Source organism: Yinghuangia sp. YIM S09857 (genome assembly GCF_051388915.1).
Lineage (GTDB): Bacteria > Actinomycetota > Actinomycetes > Streptomycetales > Streptomycetaceae > Yinghuangia.
Window position 1 is genome coordinate 75,772 of record NZ_JBPKBH010000030.1, and the last position, 26,422, is coordinate 102,193.

The following is a 26,422-nucleotide window of genomic DNA, read 5'->3' on the forward strand; positions in this document are numbered from 1 at the left end:
CTCCGTGGTGAGCCATCCGTCCGAGCCCCGCCTGCGACAACGCCGATGACCGGCGGCGCCGCCGTACCCGCGCGCTTCGCGCCGGGCCCCGTCAGCCGAGCGCGGGGAGTCCGCCGCCGAGGCCGGGGAGGCCGGGCAGCGGGGCGGCCGGGGCGGCGACGGGGGCGTTGACCTGGGCGGCGGGCGCCGGAGGTGCTGCCTGCGCGGCCTTGGCGGGAGCTGCGGACGCCGCCTTGGCGGGGGCCTTCGCGGGCGTGGTCGTGGCGGCGTCCGGCGTCACGGCGGCGGCGGGCGGAGTGGCGGCCGCGGTGCCCTCACCGACCGCCTTGGTCGCGGGGACTGCCTTGCCGGTGGTCTTCGACGTCCCTTCGGCCGCCGCCGGGACGCCGCTCTGCACGGCCTTGCCGGCCGCCTTGCCGGTGCCCGTGAGCGTCTGCGTCGCGCCGGGGACCTGGTCGGTGACGGTCGTCGCGTCCGGCGTGCTCAGCCCGTTCATCCCGCTGATGCCGCCCAACGGCGAGTCGGCGTGCGCGCCGGAGGCGCCGAGCAGGGGCGCCATGCCCGCCGCGGCGATCAGCAGGGCGGACTGGGCGACGCGGCGCGTGAAGTGCGTCATCGTGCTCCTCGCATGTCGAGAGTCGAACGCTGGACGGTGGCCGACCGGAACCGGATCGGCCACCGTGACTACCGCTCGACTGCCCGGGTGGTTGCGGGGAGCGCGGGCAAAACCTTGGCAATGCCTCGGTGTGTCATCGCAATTCGCGAGTGATGGGCTGTTTGTGAATTTTCGGATCCTGATCCTGGTTCGGAACCTTGTTCGAGACCGAGTCCGCGGCCTCGTCCACGACCTTGTCCGGCGCCTTCGCCACCGGCGGCGTGTCGGGCCCGGCGTCCGCGAACGCGCTGCGGCCGGTCAACAGGTACTGCACCGCGAGGCCGATGGAGATGACCGCGGCGCCGCCGACCGCGTCCAGGATGTAGTGGTTCGCCGTCGCCATGACCACGAACGTCGTGGTGAGCGGGTAGAGCAGGCCGAGCGCCTTCATCCACCCCTTCGGCGCCATGAAGTAGATGACCAGGCCGCACCACAGCGCCCAGCCCACGTGCAGCGACGGCATCGCCGCGTACTGGTTCGACACGTTGGTGAGCGCGCCGAAGTCCGGATTCGCCAGGTCCTGCGGGCCGTGCACGGTGTCGATGTAGTTGTAGCCCGGCATCAGGCGCGGCGGGGCGAGCGGGTACAGCCAGAACCCGATGAGCCCGGTCGCGGTGGCGATGCACAGCACGGTCCGCGCCGACCGGTACTGCGCCGGACGCGTTATGTACAGCCAGGCCAGCAGGCTCAGCGGCACCAGGAAGTGGAACGTCTCGTAGAAGAACCCGCTGAACGCCTTGAGCCAGTCGAGCCCGGCCGTGAAGTGGTTGAGCCGGTACTCCATGTCGATGTGCAGGAACTTCTCGATGTCGATGATCTGGCGGCCGTGCGTCTCCGCCACCGCGCGCTGGTCCGGCACCGAGGCGCGGATGAAGGAGTAGAACGAGTAGCCGACCCGGATCAGGATCAGTTCGAGTATCAGATTGGGCCGCGACAGTACGCGCAGCGCGTCCGGCAGCAGCGGGACGCGGCGGCCGGGGGCGCGGCCCGGGGCGGCCAGCTCCGGGGTCTGCGCCGCCCAGTGCGGCGAGGAGCGCTTGAGGAACGGCATCGCCACCGCGGCCAGCACCGCGAGCAGCAGAGGCGCGTTGTCGGCGACCGTGCGCGCCGCCGACATGTTGCCGGGCAGCAGTTGCTCGCTGCGGAAGACCATCACCGCGGCCACTATCAGCGGCCACACCAGGCGGTCCGCGCGGGCCCTGCCCAGGCGGCCGACCGCGGCGAGCAGGATCCAGAGCTGCTGGTGCTGCCAGGACACCGGCGAGACGGCGACCACGACGCAGCCGAGCAGCGCGGCGCCGAGCACGGTCTGCCCGTCCAGCGCGTACGCCACCGCGCGGCGCAGGCCGAACCAGATCAGCGGCAGCGCGAGCGCCACCAGCACGGCGTACTCGGCCGGGCCTTCGAGGCCGAGGCGCAGCAGCAGCCCGTGCAGCGACTGGTTCGACAGCGCGTCGGGCACGCCGCCCAGGCCCGCACCCGCGACGTGGTGCACCCAGTACTTGTACGAGTCCTCCGGCATCGCCGCCCAGGCCAGCGCGGTCCCCGCGGCGAACGTCCCGGCCGAGGCCAGCGCCGCGGTGCGGCGTCCGGTGAACCACAAAAAGGGCGCGAACAGCACCATGACCGGCTGGAGGGCCATCGCGGCGCCCGCGGCGACTCCCGCGCCCTTGCCGGGATCGCGCGTCAGGCACGCGGGCAGCACGAGCAGGACCGGGAGCAGGCTGAGCTGCCCGAGGCTGAGGTTGCCGCGGACCGGCAGCGACACCACCATCAGCGAGATCAGCACCGGGGCGGCCAGCAGGCGGGCCCGGAGGCTCGACGTGGCGGTGATGCTGCGGGCCACCAGGACGCCGACCGCGGCCACGATCAGCAGGGTGCCTATGGTCCAGACCACGCCGAGCGTCTGTTCGGCGGCGTTGGTGAGCGGGCGCAGCACCAGGCCGGCGAACGGGGTGCCGGAGAAGGGCTTGCCGTGCGCGTCCGCGTCGTACAGCGAACCCGGCAGGTGCAGCACGCCGTCGGTGCCGAGCCAGGTCTCCAGGTCGGCGAGGCGTCGTCCGGGAGGCAGGCTGAGCGTGTGGGCGGCCTGCCGGACGGCGAGCGACGCAGCGAGGATCCACAGCGCCGCCGGAGCCAGGGGGATCCTGGTCCGGATGTCCGCTAGGTTCTTGCCCCCCGTCCGCGTCATGTGGCGTTTCTCCTGGTAGTTCGTACGGTCCATGCCGATTTCGCGCTCCGGACACCATGTCATTTGCCCCGACGGATGGAAAAGCCGACCATCCGCGGCGCAGGGGCGTCCCCCGTATTCTCGACCAGCGGACAACGAGCCGCAGAACCGAAACGTGCCGCAGCGGACGGAGGAACATGGAAAACCAGCCGGAAAGTCGGCCTGAGGACCGGGCCGCGACCGAGTTCCGCGAGGCGACGCACGAGGACGTTCCGGCCCTGGTCGCGCTGATCGAGTCGGCGTACCGCGGCGACTCCAGCAGGCGGGGCTGGACCACCGAGGCGCACCTGCTGGAGGGTCAGCGGACCGATCCCGAGGGCGTCACCGCCGTGGTCGAGGGAGCCGACAGCCGGATGCTGCTCGCCGTCCGCGACGGCAAACCGATCGGCTGCTGCCAACTGGAGAGGCGCGCCGAGGGGGTCGCGTACTTCGGGATGTTCGCCGTGGACCCGGCTCGGCAGGGCGGCGGCCTCGGGCGGACGCTGCTGGCCGAGGCCGAGCGCGCGGCGGTCGCGGACTGGGGCAGCGGCGAGATGCACATGACGGTGATCCGGCAGCGCGAGGACCTGATCGCCTGGTACGTGCGGCGCGGGTACGTGCGGACCGGCCGGATGTCGCCCTTCCCGTACGGCGACGAGCGCTTCGGTCTGCCGCAGCGCGCCGACCTGGAGTTCGAGCTGCTGGTCAAGGCGCTCGCCAAACCCTGAGGCGGCCGCCGGGGCGCGGTGGTGCTGCCGCCATCTCAGATGTTGGCCTGATACGCGCGCTCGAGCAGTTCCTCGACGGCCTCGTCCACGTCCTCGACGCTGTCGAGCGGCACGCGCACGTTGATGGTGTCGTCGCCGAGCCCGCGGGCGGGCAGCAGCGGCTTCTCCAGCCGGGCGCCCGGCAGCCGGAGGCCCAGGTCCACGCGGTCCCGCGTGGTCGCGCGGATCAGCGCGTACTGCCGCTTGGGACCGACCAGCGTCACGTCCGTGCCGCGCACCCGCACGGCGGTCTCGCCGATCGCGGTGCCGGCCAGCAGCAGCGCGTCGAGCACCGCCCGCAGTGCCGGTCGGTCGCCGTACTGGTCGGCGAGCAGGTCGTCGGCGCTCGCGGTGGGGGATTCCGGGTCCCGCATCTCCTGCCGGGTTCGCGGCCGTGCCATGACGTCTCCGATTCGCCGGATTCACCGTGACGTGAGCGCTTCATCCGATTCGCCCACGGCGCCCACGGTACGCGGCTCCGGTACGCCGGGGCGGGTCTTCGGCGGGACCGCCATCCCGTGTCGCGGCACCGGCGCGGTGCCCAGCCGGGCCTGGAACGCCGGGACGGGGTCGCGCAGCCGGCGGCCGGTCAACGCACGCTGGGCGAGGACCGCGACGCCGACCGCGAGGGCCGCGCCGACGGCGTCCAGGATCCAGTGATTGGCGGTGCCCACGATGACGTACAGGGTCGCGCACGGGTAGAGCGCGGCGGCGGCCTTGAGCCAGGGCGACCGGGCGACGCAGGCCACCGCGACCGCGCACCACAGCGCCCAGCCGAAGTGCAGCGACGGCATCGCGGCGTACGGGTTCACCAGGTGGACCGCCACCGTGAAGCTCCGCGGCCCGCCCGGCAGCGAGGAGATCATGCCGCTGTCCGGGAACAGCCGCGGCGGACACAGCGGGTAGAGCCAGTAGCCCAGCAGCGCGAGCCCGGTGGTGACCGCCAGGACGGTCCGGGCGGCGCGGTAGCGCGTCGGGTGCCATATGTAGAGCCAGGCCAGCACCGCGACCGGCACGACGTAGTGCAGCTCGCGGTAGTAGTCGAGCATCAACTCGAACCGCCGCGTCGACTTGAGCGACCAGCGGTTGACCGCGGCCTCGACGTCGATGCCGAGGAACTGCTCGACCTTGATGATGTGCCGGGCGTTCTCGACCGCCTGCTCGCGCTGCTCGGGGATCGAGGTGCGCAGGTCGCCGCGGATGTTCTGGTAGACCCAGTACCCGGCCCGGATCAGCATCAGGTCGAGCACCAGATTGGGGCGTGTGACCGGCCGCGCCTTGCCCGGCAGCAGCGCCCGGCGGCCGGGTGGCAGCGGCGGCGGCGCGGCCCGGCGGATCCGCCAGTACGGGTCCTCTCGGTGCCGGAAAGGCACCGCGCACGCGGCGGCCAGCGCGACCAGCGTCGGCACGTTCCCGAACACCGCCGACAGCGACGTGCCCAGGCGCGGATCGACCACGTCCCGCTCGACGGTGGCCGCGACGATGATCAGGATCGGCCAGACGGGGCGGTCCTCGGGGCGTCCGCCGACGCGGCCGACGACGGCGGGGAGCAGCCAGAGGAGTTCGTACGTCCACGCCACCGGCAGCACCGCGAGCCCCGCGGCACCGGTCACCGCGACGGCCGGCAGGGGCTGGCCCTCCCGGTGGAACCGGGCGGCGCGCGGCGCGGCGACCACCAGGACCGCGGTCCCGAGCAGCAGCCAGGCCAGGGTCATCACGGGCGTGTCGGCGCCGACCACGCCGTGCGTGTGCTGCCCGGCGATGCGCAGCAGCATGCCGCGCAGCGACACGTCGGGATCGTCGCCGGCGAGGTATCGGTCCGTCAGGAGCGGGCGCCACGACGATCCGGGCAGCCCGTCGGCGAGCACGGCCGGGACGATGCCGACGACGGCCACGCCGCCGCCGAGCAGCGCGGGGCGCCGTCGTCCGGTCAGCCACAGCAGTGGCAGCACCGCGAGCGCGACCGGGTCGAAGACCGCGGCGAGTCCGGTCGCGGCACCGCGCGCCCGGCCGACGCGGGGATGCAGAACGTCCAGCAGCACCAGGCCGATCGCCGCGAACACCAGGGGTGCGGTGCCGAGCGCGCTGCGGCCCGGCGGCGACACCAGCACCAGGGCGGTCGCGCCGACGACCGCCGACGCGCGGAGGATCGGCATGTCGGCCTGCGCGGACCCGATCCGACGATCCGACAGGCCACTCATCCGCCCCACGGTACCGACGCGCGGGTCCGCGAGTGGCGGGAGCTTCCCTCAGCCGTGCAAGAGGAGGCAGTGCGCGGGGACTTCGGCCGACGGGCGGGCCCGGTTCGTGACAGCATGAGAGTGCGGAGATGCGGGCAGAGTGCGGGTACGCGCCGCGGCGCACGGGGGCCGGTCGTCGTGGGGGAGTGGAGACGTGTCGCACCAGGAACCGCCGCCGTACGGACAGCAACCGTATGGACAGCAGCCTTACGGCCAGCCGCCCCAAGGGCAGCCGTCGGGGCAGCCGGGGCAGCCGCCTTACGGGCAGCAGCCCGGACAGCCCGGGCAACAGCCTTACGGACAGCAGCCGTACGGCCAATACGAGCAGCAGCCCTACGGCGGGCAGCCCTACGGCGATCCGAACCAGCCCGCCCCGCCGCCGCCCTCCGGCCGCAGGCGCAATCCGCTCATCACCGTCGTCCTCGCGCTCGTCGCCGTCGCGGTCATCGTGACCGTGATCATTCTGGTGGGCAAGGACGACGGCGGCGACGACCCCAAGCCGGGCGAGCAGCAGCAGACCGGCGGACCGCAGCTGCCGGGCGGCGGGCTGCCGAGCGGGCTGGTGCCGTCCGACCTCGACATCCCCACGGACCTGATCCCGCCGGACTTCGACCTGCCCAGCGACCTGGGCTGACGGGTGGGGTCGACGGGCCGGGCCGCCGGGTCGGGTCGAACGGGGCGCGGCACCCCGGGTGTTCGGCCGACGGGGTGAACGTACGGCGTGGTGCGCGCACAATCGGCGGTCCGCGGCGCAGGCGTGCTTAGCGTCGGGATCCATGTACCGAATGATTGTCCGATCATCGGCGCGCCTGACCGCCGTCCTCCTCCTGTCCCTGACCGCCGGGCTCCTCGCGGCGGCACCCGCCCACGCGGTGTCCGACGCAACCTGGGACCGGCTCGCCATGTGCGAGAGCAGCGGCCGGTGGCACATCGACACCGGCAACGGCTACTACGGCGGGCTCCAGATCCTGCCGTCCACCTGGGATGAGGCCGGGGGCCGCGAGTACGCCGCGCTCCCGCACCAGGCCACCAAGCGCCAGCAGATCGCCGTCGCCGAGAAGATCCTGCGTTGGCAGGGCTGGGACGCCTGGCCGCAGTGCGCCCGCAAGCTCGACCTGTACGCGGTGCCGATCACCACGAGCTACGTGGTCCAGCAGGGCGACACACTCTCCTCGATCGCCCGCAAGTTCTCGGTGCCGGGCGGTTGGAACGCCGTCTATCAGATGAACCGCGACGCCATCGGACCCAACCCGGACCACGTCCTGCCGGGCACGCGCCTGGAGTTGCCGGTCTAGGTCGCATCTGTCGATCCGGCAGACGCGGCCCGGCCGCCCGGCGGCACTTGCCGCCGTGGCCCTCCGCACATCACGGCGGTGAATCCGCAAACCGCCCGGCGACCGGCTCCGCGACGCCTATCCTTGGTGACTCGTGGATCAACCGCCCGGATGGAGGGTCAGCGGCCGGATGAAGCTGTTGCACGCTGCCGACCTGCACATCGACAGCCCGCTCAAAGGGCTGTCCCGCTACCCGGGCGCACCCGCCGAGGAGTTCCGCGGCGCGGTGCGCCGCGCGCTGGAGAACCTCGTCGACCTCGCGCTGCACGAGAACGTCGACGCGGTGCTCCTGGCCGGGGACGTCTATGACGGCGACTGGAAGGACTACCGGACCGGCCTCTTCTTCGGCTCGCAGATGCAGCGGCTCCGCGAGGCGGACATCCCGGTCTGCATGGTGGCCGGCAACCACGACGCGCAGAGCCGCATCACGAAGGAGCTGCGGCTGCCGGGCAACGTGCACCGCTTCGGCACCGCGCGCCCCGAGACCGTCGAGTTCGACGACATCGGACTGGCCGTGCACGGACAGGGATTCGCCGAGCAGGCCGTGATGGACAACCTGGCCGCGGCGTACCCCAAGGCCCGCGACGGCTACCTGAACGTCGGCCTGCTGCACACCGCGCTGGAAGGCGCCGACGGCCACGCGACCTACGCCCCGTGCCGCGTCGAGGACCTGGTCGCGCGCGGCTACGACTACTGGGCGCTCGGCCACATCCACGCCCGGCAGGTCGTGCGCGCGGGCGATCCGTGGATCGTCTTCCCCGGCAACCTCCAGGGGCGGCACGCCCGCGAGACGGGGCCCAAGGGTGCCACGCTCATCACCGCGGACGGCCCCGCCCTCACCACCGAGCACCGCGACCTCGACGTCGTGCGCTGGGCGCATGTCGAGGTCGACGGTTCGCGGGCGGGCGACGCCGACGCGGCCCTCGGCCTCGCCGAACAGGCCGTGCGCGAGGCCGTCCGCGGCGCCGACGGCCTCCCGCTCGCGGTGCGCGTCAGCTTCGTCGGCCCGTCCGACGCACACGAGGAGCTGTGGCGCGACCGCGACCGCATCGAGAACGAACTTCGCTCGGTGGCGGGCGAGTTGGACGACGTCTGGGTCGAGAAGGTGCGGACGGCCACCACGCACGCCGTGGCCCCGGACGCGGCGGGCGGACTCGCCGGGCTGCTCGGCGACCTGCGTACCACCGCGACCGCGATAGGGGAGGACGAGGCCGCTCTCGAACGCCTCATCCGCGGCCTGCCCGGCCTGCGCGGCGTGGGCGCCACGGTGGACGGCGACGGCGTGCGCGTGGACGACCCGGAGTGGCGGGCCAGGGTGTTCGGTGAGGCGGTCGACCTCCTCGCCGCGATGGTCGGCGGCGGACGCGGCCAGGGGAACGGGTGGACGGCGTGAGGATCGACCGGCTCGACCTGACCGCGTTCGGCTGCTTCACGGACCGCCGCCTCGACCTGTCCGCCCCCGGCGTGCACCTGGTCAGCGGCCCGAACGAGGCCGGCAAGTCGACCGCCCGCTACGCCGTGGGACAACTCCTGTACGGCATCGACCACCGCAGCACCTTCGACTTCGTGCACGCCATGTCCGAGATGCGCCTCGGCGGCCTGCTGCGCGACGCGCGGGGCAGGGCGCTGGAGATCGTCCGGCACAAGCGGCTCAAGAACGCGCTCTGCGCGCCCGACGGAACCCCGATCCCCGACGCCGAGCTGGTCCGCGTCCTCGCCGACATCGCGGCGGACGAGTTCGCCGCGGTCTTCGCCATGGACCACGATGAACTGCGGGCGGGCGGCCAGGACTTGCTGGACGGCAAGGGCGACGTGGGGCGAGCGCTGTTCGAGTCGCGCTCCAGCAGCAGGCTCGCCGACGTACAGAACACGCTCATCGAGAAGTCCGGCGAACTGTGGCGCCCGAACAGCAAGCGCAAGATCAACTCGGCACTCAAGCGTCTCGGCGAACTGCGCCGCGAGGTCAGGGAACACGAGCTGGCGCCCCGGGACTTCGCCGTCGCGGAGAAGGCGGTGGCGCGGGCCGAGGAGGAGTACGGACGCCTGGAAGGCGACCTGCGCGAGGCCAGGGCCCGGCAGGCCCGCCTCGGCCAGGTGCGCGCGGCGCTGCCGCAACTTCTGCTGCGGTCCGAACTGCGCGCCGAGCGGGACCGGTTGGCGGCCGCCGGACCGGTCGTGGGTGACGACGTCGTCGACGAACTCGAACGCCTCACCCAGCGTCTGCGGCAGGCCCGTACCGACACCGAGCACGACCGCGCGGCCCTGCGCGAGGCCGAAGCGGAACTGGCCGCACTCGAAGTCGACACGGTCCACCTCGAACACGCCGACGCCATCGAGGAACTGCACGCTGACGTCAGCGCGGTGCGCGAGGCCTCCGTGCAACTCGCCCGCGCCGACGAGGAGTTGTGGGAGCTGCGCCGGAAGGCGCAGGAGCTCCTCGACCGGGTCCGCCCCGGGCGCCTGCTCGATGATCCGGAGGCGTACGCGCTGGGCCCGGGCGTCGCCGAGCGCATCGCCGGGCTGCGCCGGGAGCTCACCGTGCGGGACACCGCCCTGGCCGCGGCCCGCGAGCAGGTCGAACGCCGCGAGGCGAAGTGGACAGACGCGCGGGCCGCGCTGGACGCGATGCCCTCGGCGGGGGACGCCGAAGCGCTGCGTGCGTTGCTCCGCGCGGTTCCCGAAGCCCTCGTCGCCGACATCTCCCGGCACGAGCGGAGTCTCGCCGAGACCACTGCGAAGGCCGCGGCGGTCCGGGCCCGGCACGGCCTGGCGGCAGTCGGTGACGAGGACGCGGCGCGGCTGCCGCGCCCGGCCCGCGACCTGATCACCGAACACCGTGCGCGCACCGACAAGTTGCGTGCCGAGAGCGAGGCCGTGGCGGGCCGGCGCGAGGACACCGCGGAACGCCTCAAGACCGCCGAAGCGGACCTCGAAGTCCTCCTGCGCGGAGACCCGCCCCCGACGGACGAGGAGCTGCGTGCCGCCCGCGCCGAACGCGATGCGCTGTGGGCGCTTGTGCGGGCCGGGGGCGCGGGCGTCGGTGCGGGGGCACTTGGTGCGACGGTCGGCGGTGCGACCGTTGACGGAGCCACGGCAGACAGTGGGATCGCCGCTGCTGCGACGGCCGACGTTGGGACCGCCGACGCGGCGACGGTCGGCGCCGCCCCGGCCGACGAAACCGCCGACGCGTTCGAGCGCGCGGTCGCCCGCGCCGACGACCTGGCCGACCGCATCCGCCGCCAGGCGAGCGAGTCGGTGCGCCGCCTGCAACTCGAAGTGGGCGTACGGCAGGACCGTGCTCTCATGGTGTCCCTGACCGACGAACAGGCGGTCCTGGTCGAGCGCGGCAAGCAGGCCGCGGCCGACTGGGCCGGGCTGTGGACCGAGTGGACCGCGCTCGGCGTCGCGGTCCCCGAGGCCGCCGCCGCGGGCCAGTTGCTCGACGGCATCGCCGAACTCACCGAGCTGGCTGGTGAATCCGCCGACGCAGAGCGTGCTCTGCGCGCGCTGCGCACCCAGGAGGCGGAGCTTGTCGCCCGCTTCCACGACGAGTTGGCGAAGTCCGGCGAATCTACCGCGGCCACCGCACTCCGCGAGCTGACCGGCCTCGCAGACCTGCGCGTCACCGCGGTGGAGGACGCACTGCGGGCTCGCGAACAAGCCCAGGCGGGAGAGCAGTCCGCCGCCGCCGACCGCGACGACGCCCGCACCGACCTCGCCCGGGCCGAGAAGGCCCGCGCGGAGTGGGAGACGGTCTGGGCCGACGTCGTCCGCGATCTGGACCTGGACGGCTACGACCCGGAGAGCCTGGCCGCCGCCGTCGACACCCTCGCCGAGGTCGGACGCAAGGCGTCGGCGGTCGCGGAGGCCACCCGCCGCCGCGACGAATCGGCGGCCCGTGTCACCGACTTCGACGGACGGTTGACCACCCTGCTGGCCACCGCCTGGCAGAGCGAACCGGCCGCGGGCGACGCCCGGTTCACCCAGGTCGCCGAGCACCATGCGGCGCTGTCCCGGGCCCGCGCCGCGCGCGACGCCCGCGAACTGCACGCCGGGCAGGCCGAACGGCTCGGACGGCGGATCGAGAACGGCGAGGCGGTCGCGCTCGCCGCCGAACGCGAACTCGCGGCGCTGGTCGAGGCGGCGGGCGTGGCCGACGAGAAGGCGCTGCGCGACGCGGTGGCGCGCACTCTCGCCCTGCGCACGACCGGAGACGAACTGGCGGCCGTCGAAGGGCTGTTGCGGGACAGTGGGATGCCCGTCGCGGAGTTGGAGCGCTTGGCCGGGGACTGGAGCCCCGCCGATCTCGACGCGGAGCTGCTCCAGTTGGCCACGGATGTCGAGCGGGCGCAGGCGGCGTACGACACCGCGGGCACCGAACTGGGGCGTGTCCGCCAGGTGTTGGCGGCCATCGACGACTCGGCGCGCGCCGCCCAGGCACAGGAGGCGGCGTCCGCCCAGGTGGCGGAGCTGGCCGTGGACGTCGAGCAGTACGTGCGCCTCGAACTCGCGCGCGTGGTGCTCCAGCGCTGCATCGAGGAGTACCGCCGGGACAACCAGGACCCGGTGCTGATGCGCGCCCAGGACCTGTTCGCCGCGCTCACCGGCGGCCGGTTCGCCGAGCTGGTGACCGAGACCGAGCCGAAGAAGGGCAGTCCGGTCCTCAAGGCACGCCGCGCGGGCGCGGGCCCGGACGCCGAGCCCGTCCCGGTCGAGGCGATGAGCGAAGGCACCCGCGACCAGCTCTACCTGGCCCTGCGGCTCGCGACGCTGGAACGTTACGCGGACGCCGACCGCACGATGCCGCTGATCCTGGACGACATCGCCATGACGTTCGACGACGGCCGCACGCGGGCGCTGTTCACCGTGCTGGACGCGATGGCCGACCGCTTCCAGGTCGTGCTGTTCACCCATCACGCGCACTTGGGCGACCTGGCCCGCGCCGCGCTGCCGCAAGGGAGGGCGCACGTCCACGAGTTGCCGGGGTTTTCCGCGAACTGAACGGCACCGGGGTCGGCAACTCCCGCCGGAGGCCGAGCGATTCGGCGACCGATGCGTCGATCGGCGGATCTGTCGGCCGATTCGCTGGTCCCCGAGCGGGTTCGCGACCCCGGTGCCGCAAGCTCCCCGAGGCTCAATCCAGGCCCAGCACCGGACCCTCCGTCCAGCGGAAGACGTGGGCCAGGCGCGGCGCCACGATAGACCCCGGCACCTCGCCGTCGAACCAGCGGTCGACGTACGTCCAGTGGTACGGGTGCGTCAGGTACTCGCCGCTCAGCCCCTCGACGTCGGCGAACTCCTGCTCCCACACGTGCGTCCACACCGACGGCGACCGGTCCTGGTCGACGCGGCTCAGTGCCCAGCCCCGGATCGTGGAGATGTGGTCCGGCATGGCCGTCAGGTCCGCCTCGAACCGGGCGACGGCCTCCGGGTCGGCGTCCGCGCGCACGGTCAGCAGCAGGGTGCGCTTCACGCGGCGCCCGTCCAGCGCGACCGCCTTGGCGCGTACGGGTGTCAGAGCCACCGCCTCGGACGCCCCGACGGGCGGTCGGTCGCCGGTGTAGTCCCACGTGGCTCCGGTGCCGCCGACGCTCCCGGGCAGGTCGGGGCCGCCGACCGCGCCGTCCGGGACCGGCGCGTCGGCGGGGGCGAGCGCCACCCAGCGGGTCATGCGGGCACCTCCGCGTGCGCGGCCGGTGCGGGGTCCACGGCCGTGACATGCCGCTCGCGTCGCACCGCGATCTTGTCGGTGGCGGACCAGAACGCCGCGACCGCCGGGTCCGTGCCCGCGGCCGCGCGCATGCCGAAGAACGCGCGGACGCCGGGCAGTGTCCACAGGATGTGGACGGCGACGGCGTCCGTCCCCACGTGCTCGTGCGCGACCGAGTCGAGCGCGAGCCCGCGGCGTGCCGCGCCCGGGGCGTACTCGCGGTGCAGCCGCTCGGTCCAGGACTCGACGTCGCCGCGGTGCAGCACGACCGTGTCGTGGATGCGCACCGGCGGTCCCGCCTGCACGGCCGTCACAGCTTGTCCAGGACTTCGTCGCGGTAGCGGGCGATCTGGTCGCGCAGGGCATCCAGGCCGCGCGGGCCGAGCAGACCGTCGTCGCCCGCGATGCGCGGCGCGATGACCAGGCGCGTGGCGCCGTTCTCCGTGTAGCCGCGGACCCACGCCGGGTCGTTCTCGCGGGTGCGGTCGCAGCTTCCGGGCCACGCGGTGATCTCGACCGCGTCGGCGTCCCGGCCCGCCTCGGCCGAGGTGCGACGCAGCAGGTCGGCCTGGGCCGCGAAGTCCTCCGGGGTGATCGTGTACGGGAACCACCCGTCGCCGATACGGCCCGCCCGCCCCACCGCCGGGTCGCTGTTGCCGCCCAGCACGACGGGCACGGCTCCGGATGCCGGGCGGGGGAGCGAGTTGAGCCGGCTGAACGACACGTGCCGCCCCTCGTACGAGGCCGGGGCGTCGGCCCACAGCGCCCGCATCGCGCCGATGGTCTCCTCCAGGCGCCGGCCTCGGTCGGCGTACGGCGCGCCGACGGCGGCGTACTCCTCCTTCTGCCAGCCGATGCCCAGGCCCAGCATCAGGCGTCCGTCGGAGTGCCGGTCGATCGTCGCGACGCGCTTGGCGAGCACCACAGGGCTGTGCAGCGGGGCGACGACCATCGCGGTGCCGAAACGCAGCGTGCCGGTGGCCCCGGCCAGGAATGCGATGGTCTCCAGCGGGTCGGGCATCGGGACGTTCTCGCCGCCGCTCGGCGTACGGCCGGATTCCGAATAGGGGTACAGCGGTTCGTAGTTCTCCGCGATGACCACGTGTTCCACGGTCCAGAGGGATTCCACGCCGCACTCTTCCAGCGTTCCGGCGAAGTCGCGCAGGAAACCGCCGGAAGTGATCAATCCGTCCGCGAACGGTGCCATCATGCCGAGTCTGAGCATGGGGATCCTCCCCCTTGGTGCTGTGCCGCGCCCGGTGCGCGGTGCTGGGACGGCTGTCTAATGGGATCGATTAATATCCGGTTGTGGGCGTGACTACAAGACCGACCGAGGCGTCGGCGGGACGCGGGCGGACGCGTACGGCGGCGGAGACGACGCGGCGTCGGCTGGTGCGCGCGGCGGAGCAGCTGTTCGCCGAACACGGCGTGGACGGGGCGCGGACCCGGGACATCACCGAGCGGGCCGGTCAGGCCAACTCCTCGGCGCTGCACTACCACTTCGGGTCCCGGGACGGGCTTTTGCGGGCGATCCTCGCGGAACACAAGGCGCGCGTCGAGCACGCTCTCGAAATCGGCCTGGCGCAGTCGCGCGAACCCGGCGCGGGGGAGGCGGCCGGGGCGACGGAACTCACACGGCTCGTCGGCGCGTACGTCGAGGCCGAGGCGTCCGAGCTGCGGGACGAGAGCGGGCGGGACTGCCTGCGGATCGTCACCCAACTGGCGCACGAGACCGGGTTCCGGGACGGCCGCCCGCACGAGACGCTGGCCGGGGGCGTGTTGTGGGGGGTGTTCACCCGCATCGCCGGACTGGTCCGGGCCGGCGGCGTCCCCGAGGCGCTGGCGAACGAACGGGTCGAGCTGATGGTGATGCTGGTCGGCTCCGCTTTCGCCGACCGGGCGCGGCACGTCCAGGCGGGACGGCCGCGACCGGTTGAGGGTGCGGCGTTCCGGGCCGACCTGGTCCGGGTCGTCGTCGCGATGTTGACGGCGCCGGGACCGTACTAGCGGGCGCTTCCGCGTCGTGGGCGGGTGTCCGCGTATCGGCCCTGCCCTGAGGCGGGCCTTTCGGGCCCCTCAGGGTTTCAGTGCACGGGCTTGAGCTCGTCGTGCCGGTAGAGCGGGCGCAGCCCGTTCACCAGACGCACGCCGTACCAGCGGAAGGGGGCGATCGGGGGCCGGTGGGCGTCGCCGTAGACGTCCGCCACCTCACCCAGCTCACCCGCACTCAGGCCGACCTGGACACGCACGCGTGTCCCGACCGGGTATCCCTGGCCCCACGACTTGGACTTGGTATCACCCATGAGGGCACCGCCCTTCTGGCCGGTGGCCATCGCGACCACGTCGGCCGTTACAGACCCCCGCGTCGGTACCTTCGGCTCGCCACCCACCCGCCTTGAGGGCATTTGAGTGATAAACCACCGATTCATCCATAAGAACCACTCCCCACCCGCCAAACGGCCCAACGTCCCCCGAACCCCGCCGCCGGCAGTCCGCTCACCCGCCGGGGCCGATCCCTCGCCACCCGGCCGCGCCGCGGGCGTGCGGCACGGCATGGGCAGCGGGAGGCAGAGGCGCCTGCCCACCCCCCAACTGCTCGCCCCCGCGACCAGCCGCCCCGGCGCGACCGGACGACGGCCCCGCAAACCACCCCTCACCGGTGTGTCGCGCGGGTGCCGACGGGCAAGCCGGCCGTGTGCGCGCGTTCCGCTTCGACGGGGGAATTCGTCGGCCCGTGCGGCCCAGCCGGGGCCTCGTCGGACCCGAGTCCAGCCTCATCCCGATCTCGGCCGGCGCTTCAGACGCCGTCAGGGCTCCGGTTTCGCCTGCTTCATCTCGTTCCCTGCTGCGTCGCGCGCCTCTTCCTCGGGTGTCAGTCGACGAGGTGGGTCACGGCATACGTGGTCATGGCGTCCGACAGATACGCGGCCAGGCCGGGGCGGGTGGTGTCGTAGACCTCCTGGAACCGCGGGTCGTCGACGTAGAGGCGGCCCAGGCCGCTGTAGGCGTCGGCGTCCGGAGTCCAGAAAGCCGACAGCCAGCGGTAGTGGTCGGCGACGGCGTCGAGCGTGCGGGGGTCGTCGGTCGGGACGCCCTCGTCCAGCAGCGCGGCCATGCGTGTGACGACTGCCTCGAACTGCTCCTGGAGCGCCCGCTTCTCGGTGTCGCCGAGGCGTGCGACGCGTCGGTGCGACTCGTCCACGGCCTCGTCGCCCCAGCGTTCGCGGGCCTCCTGCTCATATCGGTCGGGCTCGAACCCGTCGAACCACGCCTCCGGATCCCTGCGCGTCATCGTCGCCTCCTTCGTATGCTCGGCGATGGTCCGCTCGACCGTGCGGACGAGCCGCGCCAGCCGGTCCCGCTCGCGCGTCAGTTCCGCGAGGTGCGCGCGGAGCGCGGCCGTCTCGTCGCCGCCCTCGGCGAGGACCGCCGCGATGGCGTCCAGCCCCATGCCCAGTTCGCGCAGCACGAGGATCCGCTGAAGGCGCAGCAGCTCCGCCTCGCCGTAGTGGCGGTAGCCGCCGCGGCCGACGTACGCCGGCGGCAGCAGCCCGATCGCGTCGTAGTGCCGCAGTGTGCGCGACGTGACCCCCGACATCCGCGCGACCTCGGCGATCGTCCAGCTCACGGCGGCCTCCACGGGTGTCGTGCGGGCGGATGCGCACGACCGGCACCATCCCGGCCGGTGCTCCGGCCGTGCTTCCCACGCTAGAAGTTGACGCGACGGCAAGGTCAAGCGTGTTCGGTGAGGCGTCGTTCGTCCTCCCTGATCGGGATGTCGTTGATGCTCGCCTCGCGCCGCCGCATCAGCCCGTCGTCGTCGAACTCCCACTGCTCGTTGCCGTGGCTCCGCCACCACTGGCCGTCGGCGTCGTGCCACTCGTACTCGAACCGCACCGAGATGCGGTTGCCGGTGTACGCCCACAGCTCCTTGCGCAGCCGGTAGTCGAGTTCGCGCGCCCACTTCTCGGCCAGAAACGCGCGGATCTCGGCGCGCCCGACCAGGAACCGGTCGCGGTTCCGCCACACGGAGTCCTCGGTGTAGGCGAGCGCGACGCGTTCCGGGTCGCGCGTGTTCCAGGCGTCCTCGGCGGCCTGCACCTTCGCCCGGGCGGTGGCTTCGGTGAACGGCGGGACGGGCGGGCGTACGGCACTCACGGCGGCTCCTCGGTCGACGGGGGTCCCCAGTGCGAGAACGGTCGTTCTCGCGACCTTGTGCGCGCTAATGTAGAGAACGACCGTTCTCGGCGCAAGGAGGAAACCGGTGGACGACACCGAAGCCCGCGACCGCCTCCTCGACACCGCCGAGGCGCTGTTCTACGCCCGCGGCGTGCAGGCCGTCGGCATGGACGAGATCCGGACCGCCTCCGGCGTGCCGCTCAAGCGCCTGTACCGCGTCTTCCCGGCGAAGGCCGACCTGGTCGCCGCCTATCTCGCGCGCCGCGACGGCCGGTGGATCGGCGACCTGCGGGCCGCCGCGGCCGAGGCCCCCGATGACCCGCTCCGCGCGGTGTTCGACTGGCTCGCCGACTGGTTCCGCGAACCGGGCTTCCGGGGCTGCGCGTTCGTCAACGCCTTCGGCGAGCTCGGGCACGCGTCCGATGCCGTGGTCGACATAGTGCGCGGGCACAAGCGCGCGCTCCGCGAGGTCCTGGGCGAGGTCGCCGACCACGCGGGCGGCGGTACGGAACTGGCCGACCAGCTCGTGCTGCTCGTCGAGGGCGCCATCACGACCGCCGCGCTCGACCCGGGGCCGGAGCCGGCGCGCAGCGCCTACCGGGCCGCCGTGGTGCTCGCCACCACGGCAAAGGGTACGAGCGCCGCGACCTGACGCCTGACAGGCTGTGCTCCGTGGACGTGCTTCTGTGGATCACCGCGCTGTCCGGCGCCGCATGGGTGTACCTCGCGCTGGCACACGGCGGCTTCTGGCGGACCGACACCCGCCTCGCGGCACGGGGCTCGCGTACGCCGCCCGCCGAACCGCCGTCGGTCGCCGTCGTCGTCCCGGCCCGCGACGAGGCGGACGTCATCGGCGTTTCGCTGCCCACCCTGCTCGCGCAGAACTACCCCGGATCCGCCCGGGTGATCCTCGTCGACGACGGCAGCACCGACGGCACCGGCGCCCTCGCCCGGACCCTCGGCGACGCGCCCGGCGCCCGCCTGCCGCTCACCGTCACCACCCCCGGACCGCCGCCGCGCGGCTGGACCGGCAAGCTGTGGGCGGTCCGGCACGGCGTCGAACTGGCCGGGGATGCCGAGTTCCTGCTGCTCACCGACGCCGACATCGCGCACGCGCCGGACTCCCTCGCCCGGTTGACCGCCGAGGCCGCCGACGAACGCCTCGACCTGGTCTCGGTCATGGCCCGCCTCCGCGTGGCCACCAGGTGGGAGCGCCTGATCGTGCCCGCGTTCGTGTACTTCTTCGGCAAGCTCTTCCCGTTCCGCCGGGTCAACCGGCACGGCGCCAGGACCGCGGCGGCCGCGGGCGGATGCGTCCTGGTCCGCCGCACGTCGCTCGCCGAGGCCGGCGGCATCGACGCGATCCGGGACGCGGTGATCGACGACGTCTCACTCGGCACGCTGGTCAAGCGCGGCGGCGGCCGCATCCGCCTGGTCCTCGCCGACCCGCCGCGCCGCCACGCTACGGAGTGGTGGCCGGTGCACGTCGACAGCGTCCGGCCGTACCCCGCGCTCGCCGACCTGTGGCGCATGGTCTCGCGCAGCGCCTTTGCCCAACTGCGGCACTCCTGGCTGCTGCTGGCCGGTACGGTCTTCGGCCTCGCGTTCGTCTACCTCGCCGCTCCGGTGGCCCTGGTCGTCGGGGTGGCCGCGGGCGCGTGGCCACTCGCGCTCCTCGGCGCCGGCGTCTGGGCGCTGATGACCGCGACCTACGTGCCGATGGTCCGCTACTACGGACGCCCGTCCTACGAGGCGCTGTTGCTGCCCTTCGCCGCGACGCTCTATCTGGGCATGACCGTCGACTCCGCGATCCAACACGCACGCGGCCGCGGCGCAGCATGGAAGGGCCGCACCTACCCGGCCCCGGGATCGACGGCCGCCCCGGAGACGTCAGCGCCGGAATCCTCGCGCGAATGACCGGGTCACCGGTCGGACGGCCGGTAACACTCTGATACGGCCTAGGCTCGGGCCATGTCCGCCGAGCCGCCCGTACGTCCTCTGCTCCCCCTCACGCCCGCGCCGCCGGACTCGACCGCGCGCCCGTACCGCGACGGGACCCCGGAGCACGGCCGCGTGCCCAAGTCGTACGCCGTCAAGATGCGGCTCCTCGGCCTCATGGACGAACTCGGCGAGGACGCGCTGCTGCCGCCGGAACGCGAACTGGCCGCCGAATACGCGGTCGCGCGCAGCACCCTGCGCTCCGCCATCGCCGACCTGGTGATGGAGGGACGCCTGCGCTCGGCCCGCGGCCGTGGGACTTACGTCGCCCCGCCCAAGCTCGTCCAGCCGCTCAGCCTCGCCAGCTACACCGAGTCGGTGCGCTCGATGGGCATGACGCCCGGGCGGCGCGTCGTCACCGTCGAACACCACGTCGCGCAGCCCGACCTCGCCGAGCGGTTGGGCCTGCGGCCGGGCGACCTGACCGTGCACCTTGAGCGCGTGCTGCTCGCCGACGACGAGCCGATAGGGCTGGAGAGCACCTACCTCTCCCTTGACCGCTTCCCGACGATCCTGGACGTGCTGCGCCCCGAGGAGTCGTTGTACCGGTGCCTCCAGGAGGACCTGGGCGTCGTGTTCGCGGAGGCCGACGAGACCGTCGAGACGGTGCTCGCGGCGCCGCGCGAGGCACTGCTGCTGGGGACAAACCCGGCGCTTCCGATGCTGCTGACAATGCGCACTTCGTACGACCCCGACGGTGTCCCCATCGAGCGCGTACGCCAACTCTTCCGCGGCGACCGCATCGGCTTCGCCACCCGCCTCCGCGCGGCGACCTGAGCGTTGGCCCTCGGCCGGACTTGATCGCCGGTCAGGTCAATTGCCGCACAGAGCACCGAGACCCTTGCCGGCAGGGACAGTTCCGTCCCCTTTGTCGGCCGAGTCGATAACGAAAAGGTAACAGGTCCGGACCTTAATGCCGTGTTCACGCGGGGGACACACGGCCTCCGCATTCTCGGCACCGACCACGCGCACGCTGGTCACCGTCCAGCCGGGAGAACGGTCCCGGACATGAACAGCCGGGAGGCGCGCCGTGCGGATAGTCGTGGTCGGAGGTGGCGTGCTGGGCACCATGCACGCGTGGCAGGCGGTTCGGCGCGGACACCATGTCGTCCACCTTGAGCGCGAGCGCGAAGCGCGCGGCGCCTCGGTCCGCAACTTCGGCCTCGTCTGGGTCGGCGGCCGCGCCGGCGGAGCCGAACTCCGCACCGCCGTCCGCGCCCGCGAGCTGTGGGAGGAGATCGGCGCCGAGGTCCCCGGCGTCGGCTTCCGTCCCGCCGGATCCCTGACGGTCTGCCGCAACGCCGATGAACTCGCGGTCGCCGAGGCCGCGTTGACTCTCCCCGACGCCACCGAGCGCGGGCTGAAGCTGCTCGGCCCCGCCGAGGCCCGCGGCCTCAACCCCGCGCTGCGTGGCACCTTCGAGGCCGCACTGTGGTGCGAGCGCGACGGCGCGGTCGAGTCGCGCGTCACCCTGCCCGCGCTTCGCGACGCACTCGCGGCGAGCGGGCGGTACGCCTGGCTCCCCGGCCGCGAGGTACGGGATCTGCTCGCGGCCGGTGCGACGGGCGTACGCGACGACCACGGCGACCGGCACGGCGCCGACCGCGTGCTGCTCTGCCCCGGCGCGAACCTCACCGGACTGGTGCGCGAACTCGAACCCGCCGCGCCGGTGCGCCGCGTCCGGCTCCAGATGATGCAGACCGACCCGCTCGGCGAACCGCTGCCCACCGCCGTCGCGGACGGCGACAGCTTCCGTTACTACCCGGCCTACCGGGGACCGGAGTTGGACCGGCTGGCGGCCGCCCGCCCGCAGGGCGCGGTGGCGGCCGAGCACAAGATGCAGCTCCTCATGGTGCAGCGATTGGACGGCTCGCTCACGATCGGCGACACCCACGAGTACGCCGAGCCCTTCGCGTTCGACGTCGTGAGCGGCCCCTACGACCACCTCGCGCGCGTCGCCGAGGACCTGCTCGGCCGCCCGCTGCCGCCGATCCGCCGCCGCTGGGCCGGGGTCTACGCGCAGACCACCGAGGACGGCGACCCGATCGTGCACCGCCGCGAAGTCGCCCCCGGAGCCTGGCTCGTCACCGGACCGGGCGGCCGCGGCATGACCTGCTCGCCCGCGATCGCCGAGGACACGGCCGAACGCGCGGGCTTCTGAGCGGAGTCCATGCGGCCTGCTCGAAGTGATCGGCACGGACACGACCTGCCCGCACCTGTCACCTCACCCCTTGGCACCTCACCCCCTGACCCCTCATCCCTTGGCACCCCACCCCCTGACGCCCCACCCCCTGGCACACCGACGGAATCGGACGGAGACAAGCCATGACGCGCACTCAACTCGTGGTCCTGGACATGGCGGGGACCACCGTCGCCGACGACGGCCTGGTCGTCGCCGCCTTCACCCGCGCCATCGCGTCGGTCGGTGTCGCCGAGGGGAGCGACGACCACGCGCGCATGCTGGCGTACGTCCACGACACGATGGGCGAGAGCAAGATCAGCGTGTTCCGCGCGCTGCTCGACCGCGACGAGGCCAGGGCACAGGCGGCGAACGCGGCGTTCGAGGCGGCGTACGGCGACCTCGTCGCCGGAGGCGCCTGCGCCCCCGTCCCCGGTGCCGAGGAGGCCATCGCCGAACTCCGCGCGGCGGGCGTCAAGGTCGCGCTCACGACCGGGTTCGGCGGCGACACGCAGCAGGCGATCCTCAAGGCGCTCGGCTGGACGTCGGTCGCCGACCTGGCGCTGTGCCCCGCCGACGCGGGACGGGGCCGCCCGTACCCCGACCTGGTCCTGACCGCCTTGCTGCGCCTGGGAGTTGACGACGTACGGGCGGTCGCGACCGCCGGGGACACCGCCTTCGACGTGCTGTGCGGCCTGCGCGCCGGTGCCTCGGTGGCGGCGGGCGTCCTGACCGGCGCCCACGACCGCGCCGCCCTCGAAGCTGCCGGGGCCACCCATGTCCTGGACTCGGTACGAAACTTGCCGGCCGTGGTCCTCGGCGACCCGGCGTTCGCCCGGCCCTGACGGGCAATCCAAGCCACGACCCCCTTTCCGACCCCCTCCCCGACTTCCCCGACGAAGCGAAGGACAGTCCGATGCGCAGGTATCCCGGCACGGCCGCCATACTCGGCGCGGTCGCGCTCGCCGCCACGGCATGCGGCGGCACCGGTTCCGACAGCACGACCAGTGCCGGTGACCCCAAGTCGGCGCAGGCCGCGGCGTCCGGCGCGCCCGCGTGCGCCGAGAAGGGCAACACGGCACCCACCGACGCGAAGACCGTGACCGTGTACTCCGTCGACGGCCTTGCCGACTGGTACACCAAGCGCTTCGCGGAGTTCGAGAAGCAGACCGGCATCAAGGTGCAGATCGTCGAGTCCGGCTCCGGCGAGGTGATCACCCGCATGGAGAAGGAGAAGACCAACACGCAGGCCGACCTGGCCGTCACGCTCCCGCCGTTCATCCAGCGCGCGGTCGGCGCGGACCTGCTCCAGCCCTACACCCCCGCGTGTGCCGACAAGGTTCCCGCGGCGTCCAAGGACGCGGGCGGCAAGTACACGGCGATCAGCAACAACTACCTGTCCTGGATCTACAACCCCGACCAGGCCAAGCCCGCGCCGGCGACGTTCAAGGACCTGCTGGACGGCCGGTTCGACAAGCGCCTCCAATACTCGACGCCCGGCCAGGCCGGCGACGGCACCGCCGTACTGCTGCAACTCCAGCACATCTACGGCAAGGAGGGCGCCCTCGACTACCTCAGGCAGCTTGAGAAGAACAACGTCGGCCCGTCGTCCTCGACCGGCAAGCTCCAGCCGAAGACCAGCAAGGGCGAACTGAGCGTGGCCAACGGCGACGTGCAGATGAACCTGGGCTCGATCCACAACGACAAATCGAACTTCAAGATCTGGTTCCCGGCCGACGACACCGGCAAGAAGAGCACGGTCGCGCTGCCGTACTACGCGGGCGTGGTGAAGGGTGCGCCGCACCCCGAAGCGGCGCAGAAGCTCCTCGACTTCCTGCTCTCCGCCGAGTCGCAGACCGCGCTCAGCACCGACGCGCGCGGCCTGCCCGTCCGGGACGACGTGAAGCCGGCCGACGCCAACGGTGCCGAAATCGCCGCGCTCATGCAGGGCGTCGACATCCACACGCCCGACTGGGACCAGGTCGTCAAGGACTTCGACGCCGACATCGCCGCGTACAACAAGGCCGTCGGACGCTGACGCGCGCGCGGGTGTCGGCGGTCGTACATCCCCAGCGCCGACACCCGCCGCCCGCCCACACCCAGCAGTCGCACCACAACGAGTAGGGAGGCAACCGCCATGGACACCAGTGTGGTGAGCAAACCGCCCACCGGCAGCAGCGTGGCGGCCACCGCAGCCCCCGCGATCGGCATCACCGGACTCACCGTCACGTACGGCAAGGTCACCGCGCTCGCGGACTTCGACCTCCAGGTCGCGCGCGGCGAGACGGTGGCCCTCCTCGGGCCGTCCGGCTCCGGAAAGTCCACCGCGCTCAAGGCGGTCGCCGGATTCCTCCGCCCGAGTGCCGGACGCGTCGCGCTCGGTGGACGCGACGTCACGTACGAGCCGCCGAACAAGCGCGGCATCGGTGTCGTGGTGCAGAACTACGCTCTGTTCCCGCACATGCGCGTCGCAGACAACGTGGCCTTCGGCCTGCGCGCGCGGCGTGTGTCCCGCGCCGAGACCGCCAAGCGCGTCGCGGAAGCACTCGACATGGTCGGGATGGGCGCGTACGGCCGCCGCTACCCGCGCGAACTCTCCGGCGGCCAACAGCAGCGCGTCGCCATCGCCCGCGCGCTCGCCATCCGCCCGCCGGTGCTGCTGCTGGACGAACCCCTCTCCGCGCTCGACGCCACCCTCCGCTCCGACCTGCTCGACGAACTCCAGCAACTGCGCGCGGACTTGCCGGACGTCGCGATCCTCTACGTGACCCACGACCAGACCGAGGCGCTGGCACTCGCCGACCGCATCGCCGTCATGCGCGACGCGCGGCTCGTCGACATCGACACCACCGACCGCCTGTACCGGCGCCCGCCGAGCGAGTTCACCGCGTCGTTCCTGGGCGCCGCGAACCTGCTTCCGGCACGCGTGGTCGGCGCCTGTCCCGCGGACGCCCCCGACGCCCGCGCCCGCATCGGGCCGTTGACGGTGCCCGTCGACCCGTCGCGGGCGTTCGGCGAGGGCGACACGGCACTGCTGGTCGCCCGGCCGCACGTTCTGGCGATCGCGGCCCCGGACGAACCGGGCGTGCTGCGAGGCGTGCTGACGGGCACTCAGTGGCGCGGCGCGACGTACCGCCTCACCTGTGTGCTCGACGACCCCGTGGGCACCGAAGTGCGGTGCGACGTCGTGGCCATGGACGGGGTGCCCGCGCTGGGGGCGCCGGTCGGGGTATGCCTCCCCGCCGAGCCCTGCGTGCTGGTCCCCGCCGGGGGCGCGGCATGACCGCGACGGCCCCGTCCCCGTCCCCGCCGACTCCGGGTTGCGCCGCGCCGGAGCATGCACCCGCCGACGGCCCGGTGGCCGAAGCGCCCCGCCGCGGCCTGGCCGGAGCCCTGTGGCTCCTGCCCCCGCTCGTCCTGATCGCGGGCTTCTTCCTCTATCCCCTCGCGCTCGTCGTGAAGCAGTCCTTCACCGACAAGGACGACAACGTCGGATTCGACGTCTGGCATTCGGTTCTGACGTCTCCTCAGTTCGGCGACGCGTTGTGGAACACCGTGAAGATCGCGGTGCTCGCCACGCTCGGATGCCTCGTACTCGGCTTCTTCCTCGCCGTCGTGCTGACTTTCGTGCCTTTTCCCGGGGCGCGTCTGATCTCGCGTCTTGTCGACACGATCCTGGCCTTCCCGTCCTTTCTCATCGCCCTCGCGTTCACGTTCCTGTACGGCACCGCGGGCGTATTCAACGCCGTCGCCGAGGAACTCGGGGCGGGGCAGCCGCTGGTGGGCTTCCTCTATTCGCCGTGGTGCGTGGTGCTCGCGGAGGTCACGTTCTACACGCCGTTCGTGATGCGCCCACTGCTCGCCGCCTTCGCACTCGTCCCGCGCGAACGCCTCGACGTGGCGGCCAGTCTCGGCGCCGGACCTTTGCGGGTGGTCGGGCGTGTGCTGCTGCCCGAGGCCCTGCCCGCGCTCGCGGCCGGCGGCAGCCTGACGTTGCTGCTGACCCTCAACGAGTTCGGCATCGTCCTGTTCATCGGCGCCAAGGACGTCACGACACTGCCCATGCTCGTGCACGCCAAGGGCGCGGTGACCTTCGACTACCCCGGCGCGTGCGTGGTCGCCGTCGTCGAGGTCGTGCTGTCGCTGGCCCTCTACGGCGTCTACCGGTTCGTCTTCGCAAGGACAGGAGCAGCCCGTGCTGGTGTGGTCGCGTAGCGGACGGTTGTTCGTCTGGGCGCTCTTCGCCGTCGTCTTCGTCCCTGTCATCCTGGGACCGCTCGCCATCCTGGTCATCGCGGCCTTCGCGGGCGACTGGAACAGCGTGCTGCCGGCCACCTGGACCACGGCGAACTTCCGCGACGCCACCGGCGGAACGAATCTCGACTCGCTCGTCGTGAGCATCCAGACGGCACTGGCCGCCGGGCTGATCGCGGTGGTCGTCGGCACGTGGGCCGCGATCGCCGCCCGCGGTGCCCCGCGTCAGGTACGCCGCATCACCGACGCCCTGCTGCACCTTCCGGTCGCGGTGCCCTCGGTCGTGGTCGGCCTCGGCATGCTGGTCGCGTTCAGCGACGGCCCGCTGCTGCTCAACGGCACCAAGTGGATTGTGATCGCCGCTCACGCCGTGCTGGTCGTCGCCTTCGCCTACGCCACCGTCTCGGCCGGACTCGACCGCACGGACCGCACGTTCGCGCACGTAGCCGCAAGCCTGGGCGCGAGCCCGCTCCGGGTGCTGCTGCGCATCCGCCTGCCGATGCTCCTGCCCTCGATCTCGGCGGCCGCGAGCCTTTCCCTCGCGCTTTCGATGGGCGAGGTAGGCGCCACGATCATGATCTACCCGGCGGACTGGCGGACTCTGCCCGTCTCGGTGTTCACCCTGACCGACCGGGGCAAGGTACTTCTCGGCTCCGCCGTGACCCTGACATTGCTGTTGGCGACGCTGCTGTTGCTCGTAGTCGTCGGAATGCTGAAGGGCCGCGTAGAAGAATCCCGGAAATGAACCGTGTTGTCGTCGAGTGCCCCTACGACAACGCATAGCCACTTCCCTGACCATCATCAGTCAGCCCGCCGCGCCGATGACCCCGTCAGCGCTTGTCGAAGACCTTGGGCGGCGGCATCGGAGAGCGCGCGGCGGTCGTGTCCAGCACGACC

General features: G+C 72.7%; 25 protein-coding genes. 15 read left to right on the forward strand and 10 right to left on the reverse strand.

Annotation, left to right across the window (positions count from 1 at the left end):
• Positions 1 to 91: 91 nt before the first annotated feature.
• Entirely contained in the window at positions 92 to 616 is a 525-nt protein-coding gene (locus ACRX5S_RS38505; RefSeq protein WP_436777921.1) for a hypothetical protein, read from the reverse strand.
• Positions 617 to 749: 133 nt separating this feature from the next.
• The gene (locus ACRX5S_RS38510) at positions 750 to 2,846 is read right to left on the reverse strand and encodes a bifunctional glycosyltransferase 87/phosphatase PAP2 family protein (protein WP_436777922.1); all 2,097 of its coding nucleotides are present in this window, start codon (positions 2,844 to 2,846) and stop codon (positions 750 to 752) included.
• A 176-nt stretch (positions 2,847 to 3,022) separates the two neighbouring features.
• Here ACRX5S_RS38510 and ACRX5S_RS38515 point away from each other — a divergent pair, with 176 nt between their 5' ends.
• A complete protein-coding gene (locus ACRX5S_RS38515) occupies positions 3,023 to 3,592 on the forward strand; it encodes a GNAT family N-acetyltransferase (RefSeq protein WP_436777923.1) in 570 nt (189 codons plus the stop codon).
• A 35-nt stretch (positions 3,593 to 3,627) separates the two neighbouring features.
• Here ACRX5S_RS38515 and ACRX5S_RS38520 read toward each other — a convergent pair whose 3' ends face one another.
• Together ACRX5S_RS38520 and ACRX5S_RS38525 are read right to left on the reverse strand one after the other, a co-directional pair.
• Positions 3,628 to 4,032, reverse strand: coding sequence for a DUF5655 domain-containing protein (locus ACRX5S_RS38520; protein ID WP_436777924.1), 405 nt, complete (start codon positions 4,030 to 4,032; stop codon positions 3,628 to 3,630).
• Between the two features lie 21 nt (positions 4,033 to 4,053).
• Entirely contained in the window at positions 4,054 to 5,832 is a 1,779-nt protein-coding gene (locus ACRX5S_RS38525) for a phosphatase PAP2 family protein (RefSeq protein ID WP_436777925.1), read from the reverse strand.
• 193 nt (positions 5,833 to 6,025) lie between these two features.
• Between ACRX5S_RS38525 and ACRX5S_RS38530 the strand changes: the two genes are divergently transcribed.
• The 4 genes from ACRX5S_RS38530 to ACRX5S_RS38545 all read left to right on the forward strand — a co-directional run bounded on the left by ACRX5S_RS38530 (position 6,026) and on the right by ACRX5S_RS38545 (position 12,206).
• Entirely contained in the window at positions 6,026 to 6,505 is a 480-nt protein-coding gene (locus tag ACRX5S_RS38530; protein ID WP_436777926.1) for a hypothetical protein, read from the forward strand.
• A gap of 142 nt (positions 6,506 to 6,647) precedes the next feature.
• Positions 6,648 to 7,166, forward strand: a complete 519-nt coding sequence (locus tag ACRX5S_RS38535; RefSeq protein WP_436777927.1) for a transglycosylase family protein — start codon at positions 6,648 to 6,650, stop codon at positions 7,164 to 7,166.
• Between the two features lie 169 nt (positions 7,167 to 7,335).
• Positions 7,336 to 8,598, forward strand: a complete 1,263-nt coding sequence (locus ACRX5S_RS38540; protein ID WP_436777928.1) for a metallophosphoesterase family protein — start codon at positions 7,336 to 7,338, stop codon at positions 8,596 to 8,598.
• A complete protein-coding gene (locus ACRX5S_RS38545; protein ID WP_436777929.1) occupies positions 8,595 to 12,206 on the forward strand; it encodes an AAA family ATPase in 3,612 nt (1,203 codons plus the stop codon). Before ACRX5S_RS38540 ends, ACRX5S_RS38545 begins: the two co-directional genes overlap by 4 nt.
• Before the next feature lie 133 nt (positions 12,207 to 12,339).
• Here ACRX5S_RS38545 and ACRX5S_RS38550 read toward each other — a convergent pair whose 3' ends face one another.
• From ACRX5S_RS38550 to ACRX5S_RS38560, 3 genes are read right to left on the reverse strand one after another with little or no spacing between them, the layout of a single operon-like run.
• The gene (locus ACRX5S_RS38550) at positions 12,340 to 12,876 is read right to left on the reverse strand and encodes a Dabb family protein (protein WP_436777930.1); all 537 of its coding nucleotides are present in this window, start codon (positions 12,874 to 12,876) and stop codon (positions 12,340 to 12,342) included.
• Entirely contained in the window at positions 12,873 to 13,229 is a 357-nt protein-coding gene (locus ACRX5S_RS38555) for a hypothetical protein (protein WP_436777931.1), read from the reverse strand. The genes ACRX5S_RS38550 and ACRX5S_RS38555 overlap by 4 nt, the downstream gene beginning before the upstream one ends.
• Complete coding sequence (locus ACRX5S_RS38560; protein WP_436777932.1) at positions 13,226 to 14,140, reverse strand: LLM class F420-dependent oxidoreductase; 915 nt, start codon at positions 14,138 to 14,140, stop codon at positions 13,226 to 13,228. The genes ACRX5S_RS38555 and ACRX5S_RS38560 overlap by 4 nt, the downstream gene beginning before the upstream one ends.
• An 89-nt stretch (positions 14,141 to 14,229) precedes the next feature.
• Between ACRX5S_RS38560 and ACRX5S_RS38565 the strand changes: the two genes are divergently transcribed.
• Complete coding sequence (locus ACRX5S_RS38565) at positions 14,230 to 14,922, forward strand: TetR/AcrR family transcriptional regulator (RefSeq protein WP_436777933.1); 693 nt, start codon at positions 14,230 to 14,232, stop codon at positions 14,920 to 14,922.
• A gap of 77 nt (positions 14,923 to 14,999) precedes the next feature.
• Here the strand turns inward: ACRX5S_RS38565 and ACRX5S_RS38570 are convergent, their stop codons facing one another.
• The 3 genes from ACRX5S_RS38570 to ACRX5S_RS38580 form a co-directional block, all read right to left on the reverse strand.
• Positions 15,000 to 15,218, reverse strand: a complete 219-nt coding sequence (locus ACRX5S_RS38570) for a hypothetical protein (RefSeq protein ID WP_436777934.1) — start codon at positions 15,216 to 15,218, stop codon at positions 15,000 to 15,002.
• 569 nt (positions 15,219 to 15,787) lie between these two features.
• The gene (locus ACRX5S_RS38575) at positions 15,788 to 16,543 is read right to left on the reverse strand and encodes a MerR family transcriptional regulator (protein ID WP_436777935.1); all 756 of its coding nucleotides are present in this window, start codon (positions 16,541 to 16,543) and stop codon (positions 15,788 to 15,790) included.
• A 104-nt stretch (positions 16,544 to 16,647) separates the two neighbouring features.
• Entirely contained in the window at positions 16,648 to 17,073 is a 426-nt protein-coding gene (locus ACRX5S_RS38580) for a nuclear transport factor 2 family protein (protein WP_436777936.1), read from the reverse strand.
• Between the two features lie 106 nt (positions 17,074 to 17,179).
• Here ACRX5S_RS38580 and ACRX5S_RS38585 point away from each other — a divergent pair, with 106 nt between their 5' ends.
• From ACRX5S_RS38585 to ACRX5S_RS38625, 9 genes are all read left to right on the forward strand, one after another.
• A complete protein-coding gene (locus ACRX5S_RS38585; protein WP_436777937.1) occupies positions 17,180 to 17,746 on the forward strand; it encodes a TetR/AcrR family transcriptional regulator in 567 nt (188 codons plus the stop codon).
• Between the two features lie 20 nt (positions 17,747 to 17,766).
• Positions 17,767 to 19,011 carry a glycosyltransferase gene (locus ACRX5S_RS38590; RefSeq protein WP_436777938.1) on the forward strand — a complete coding sequence of 415 codons (1,245 nt, stop codon included), beginning with the start codon at positions 17,767 to 17,769 and terminating at the stop codon, positions 19,009 to 19,011.
• A gap of 54 nt (positions 19,012 to 19,065) precedes the next feature.
• Complete coding sequence (locus ACRX5S_RS38595; protein ID WP_436777939.1) at positions 19,066 to 19,869, forward strand: GntR family transcriptional regulator; 804 nt, start codon at positions 19,066 to 19,068, stop codon at positions 19,867 to 19,869.
• A 253-nt stretch (positions 19,870 to 20,122) separates the two neighbouring features.
• The gene (locus tag ACRX5S_RS38600) at positions 20,123 to 21,253 is read left to right on the forward strand and encodes a TIGR03364 family FAD-dependent oxidoreductase (protein WP_436777940.1); all 1,131 of its coding nucleotides are present in this window, start codon (positions 20,123 to 20,125) and stop codon (positions 21,251 to 21,253) included.
• A gap of 164 nt (positions 21,254 to 21,417) precedes the next feature.
• Entirely contained in the window at positions 21,418 to 22,116 is a 699-nt protein-coding gene (locus ACRX5S_RS38605; protein WP_436777941.1) for a phosphonatase-like hydrolase, read from the forward strand.
• 71 nt (positions 22,117 to 22,187) lie between these two features.
• Positions 22,188 to 23,309, forward strand: a complete 1,122-nt coding sequence (locus tag ACRX5S_RS38610; RefSeq protein WP_436777942.1) for a 2-aminoethylphosphonate ABC transporter substrate-binding protein — start codon at positions 22,188 to 22,190, stop codon at positions 23,307 to 23,309.
• A 99-nt stretch (positions 23,310 to 23,408) separates the two neighbouring features.
• The gene (locus ACRX5S_RS38615; protein WP_436777943.1) at positions 23,409 to 24,554 is read left to right on the forward strand and encodes an ABC transporter ATP-binding protein; all 1,146 of its coding nucleotides are present in this window, start codon (positions 23,409 to 23,411) and stop codon (positions 24,552 to 24,554) included.
• The gene (locus ACRX5S_RS38620; RefSeq protein WP_436777944.1) at positions 24,551 to 25,486 is read left to right on the forward strand and encodes a 2-aminoethylphosphonate ABC transporter permease subunit; all 936 of its coding nucleotides are present in this window, start codon (positions 24,551 to 24,553) and stop codon (positions 25,484 to 25,486) included. Before ACRX5S_RS38615 ends, ACRX5S_RS38620 begins: the two co-directional genes overlap by 4 nt.
• Positions 25,467 to 26,270 (forward strand): ABC transporter permease, encoded by an 804-nt coding sequence (locus tag ACRX5S_RS38625; protein ID WP_436777945.1) that lies wholly within the window; start codon positions 25,467 to 25,469, stop codon positions 26,268 to 26,270. The genes ACRX5S_RS38620 and ACRX5S_RS38625 overlap by 20 nt, the downstream gene beginning before the upstream one ends.
• Positions 26,271 to 26,422 lie beyond the last annotated feature (152 nt).

Excerpts from the sequence above, each read along its gene's own strand:
- ACRX5S_RS38615 (WP_436777943.1), top strand. The coding sequence starts at position 23,409 with ATGGACACCAGTGTGGTGAGCAAACCGCCCACCGGCAGCAGCGTGGCG.
- ACRX5S_RS38570 (WP_436777934.1), bottom strand. The coding sequence starts at position 15,218 with ATGGGTGATACCAAGTCCAAGTCGTGGGGCCAGGGATACCCGGTCGGG.
- ACRX5S_RS38595 (WP_436777939.1), top strand. The coding sequence starts at position 19,066 with ATGTCCGCCGAGCCGCCCGTACGTCCTCTGCTCCCCCTCACGCCCGCG.
- ACRX5S_RS38510 (WP_436777922.1), bottom strand. The coding sequence starts at position 2,846 with ATGACGCGGACGGGGGGCAAGAACCTAGCGGACATCCGGACCAGGATC.
- ACRX5S_RS38505 (WP_436777921.1), bottom strand. The coding sequence starts at position 616 with ATGACGCACTTCACGCGCCGCGTCGCCCAGTCCGCCCTGCTGATCGCC.
- ACRX5S_RS38610 (WP_436777942.1), top strand. The coding sequence starts at position 22,188 with ATGCGCAGGTATCCCGGCACGGCCGCCATACTCGGCGCGGTCGCGCTC.
- ACRX5S_RS38515 (WP_436777923.1), top strand. The coding sequence starts at position 3,023 with ATGGAAAACCAGCCGGAAAGTCGGCCTGAGGACCGGGCCGCGACCGAG.
- ACRX5S_RS38620 (WP_436777944.1), top strand. The coding sequence starts at position 24,551 with ATGACCGCGACGGCCCCGTCCCCGTCCCCGCCGACTCCGGGTTGCGCC.
- ACRX5S_RS38540 (WP_436777928.1), top strand. The coding sequence starts at position 7,336 with ATGAAGCTGTTGCACGCTGCCGACCTGCACATCGACAGCCCGCTCAAA.
- ACRX5S_RS38605 (WP_436777941.1), top strand. The coding sequence starts at position 21,418 with ATGACGCGCACTCAACTCGTGGTCCTGGACATGGCGGGGACCACCGTC.
- ACRX5S_RS38550 (WP_436777930.1), bottom strand. The coding sequence starts at position 12,876 with ATGACCCGCTGGGTGGCGCTCGCCCCCGCCGACGCGCCGGTCCCGGAC.
- ACRX5S_RS38560 (WP_436777932.1), bottom strand. The coding sequence starts at position 14,140 with ATGCTCAGACTCGGCATGATGGCACCGTTCGCGGACGGATTGATCACT.
- ACRX5S_RS38520 (WP_436777924.1), bottom strand. The coding sequence starts at position 4,032 with ATGGCACGGCCGCGAACCCGGCAGGAGATGCGGGACCCGGAATCCCCC.
- ACRX5S_RS38535 (WP_436777927.1), top strand. The coding sequence starts at position 6,648 with ATGTACCGAATGATTGTCCGATCATCGGCGCGCCTGACCGCCGTCCTC.
- ACRX5S_RS38525 (WP_436777925.1), bottom strand. The coding sequence starts at position 5,832 with ATGAGTGGCCTGTCGGATCGTCGGATCGGGTCCGCGCAGGCCGACATG.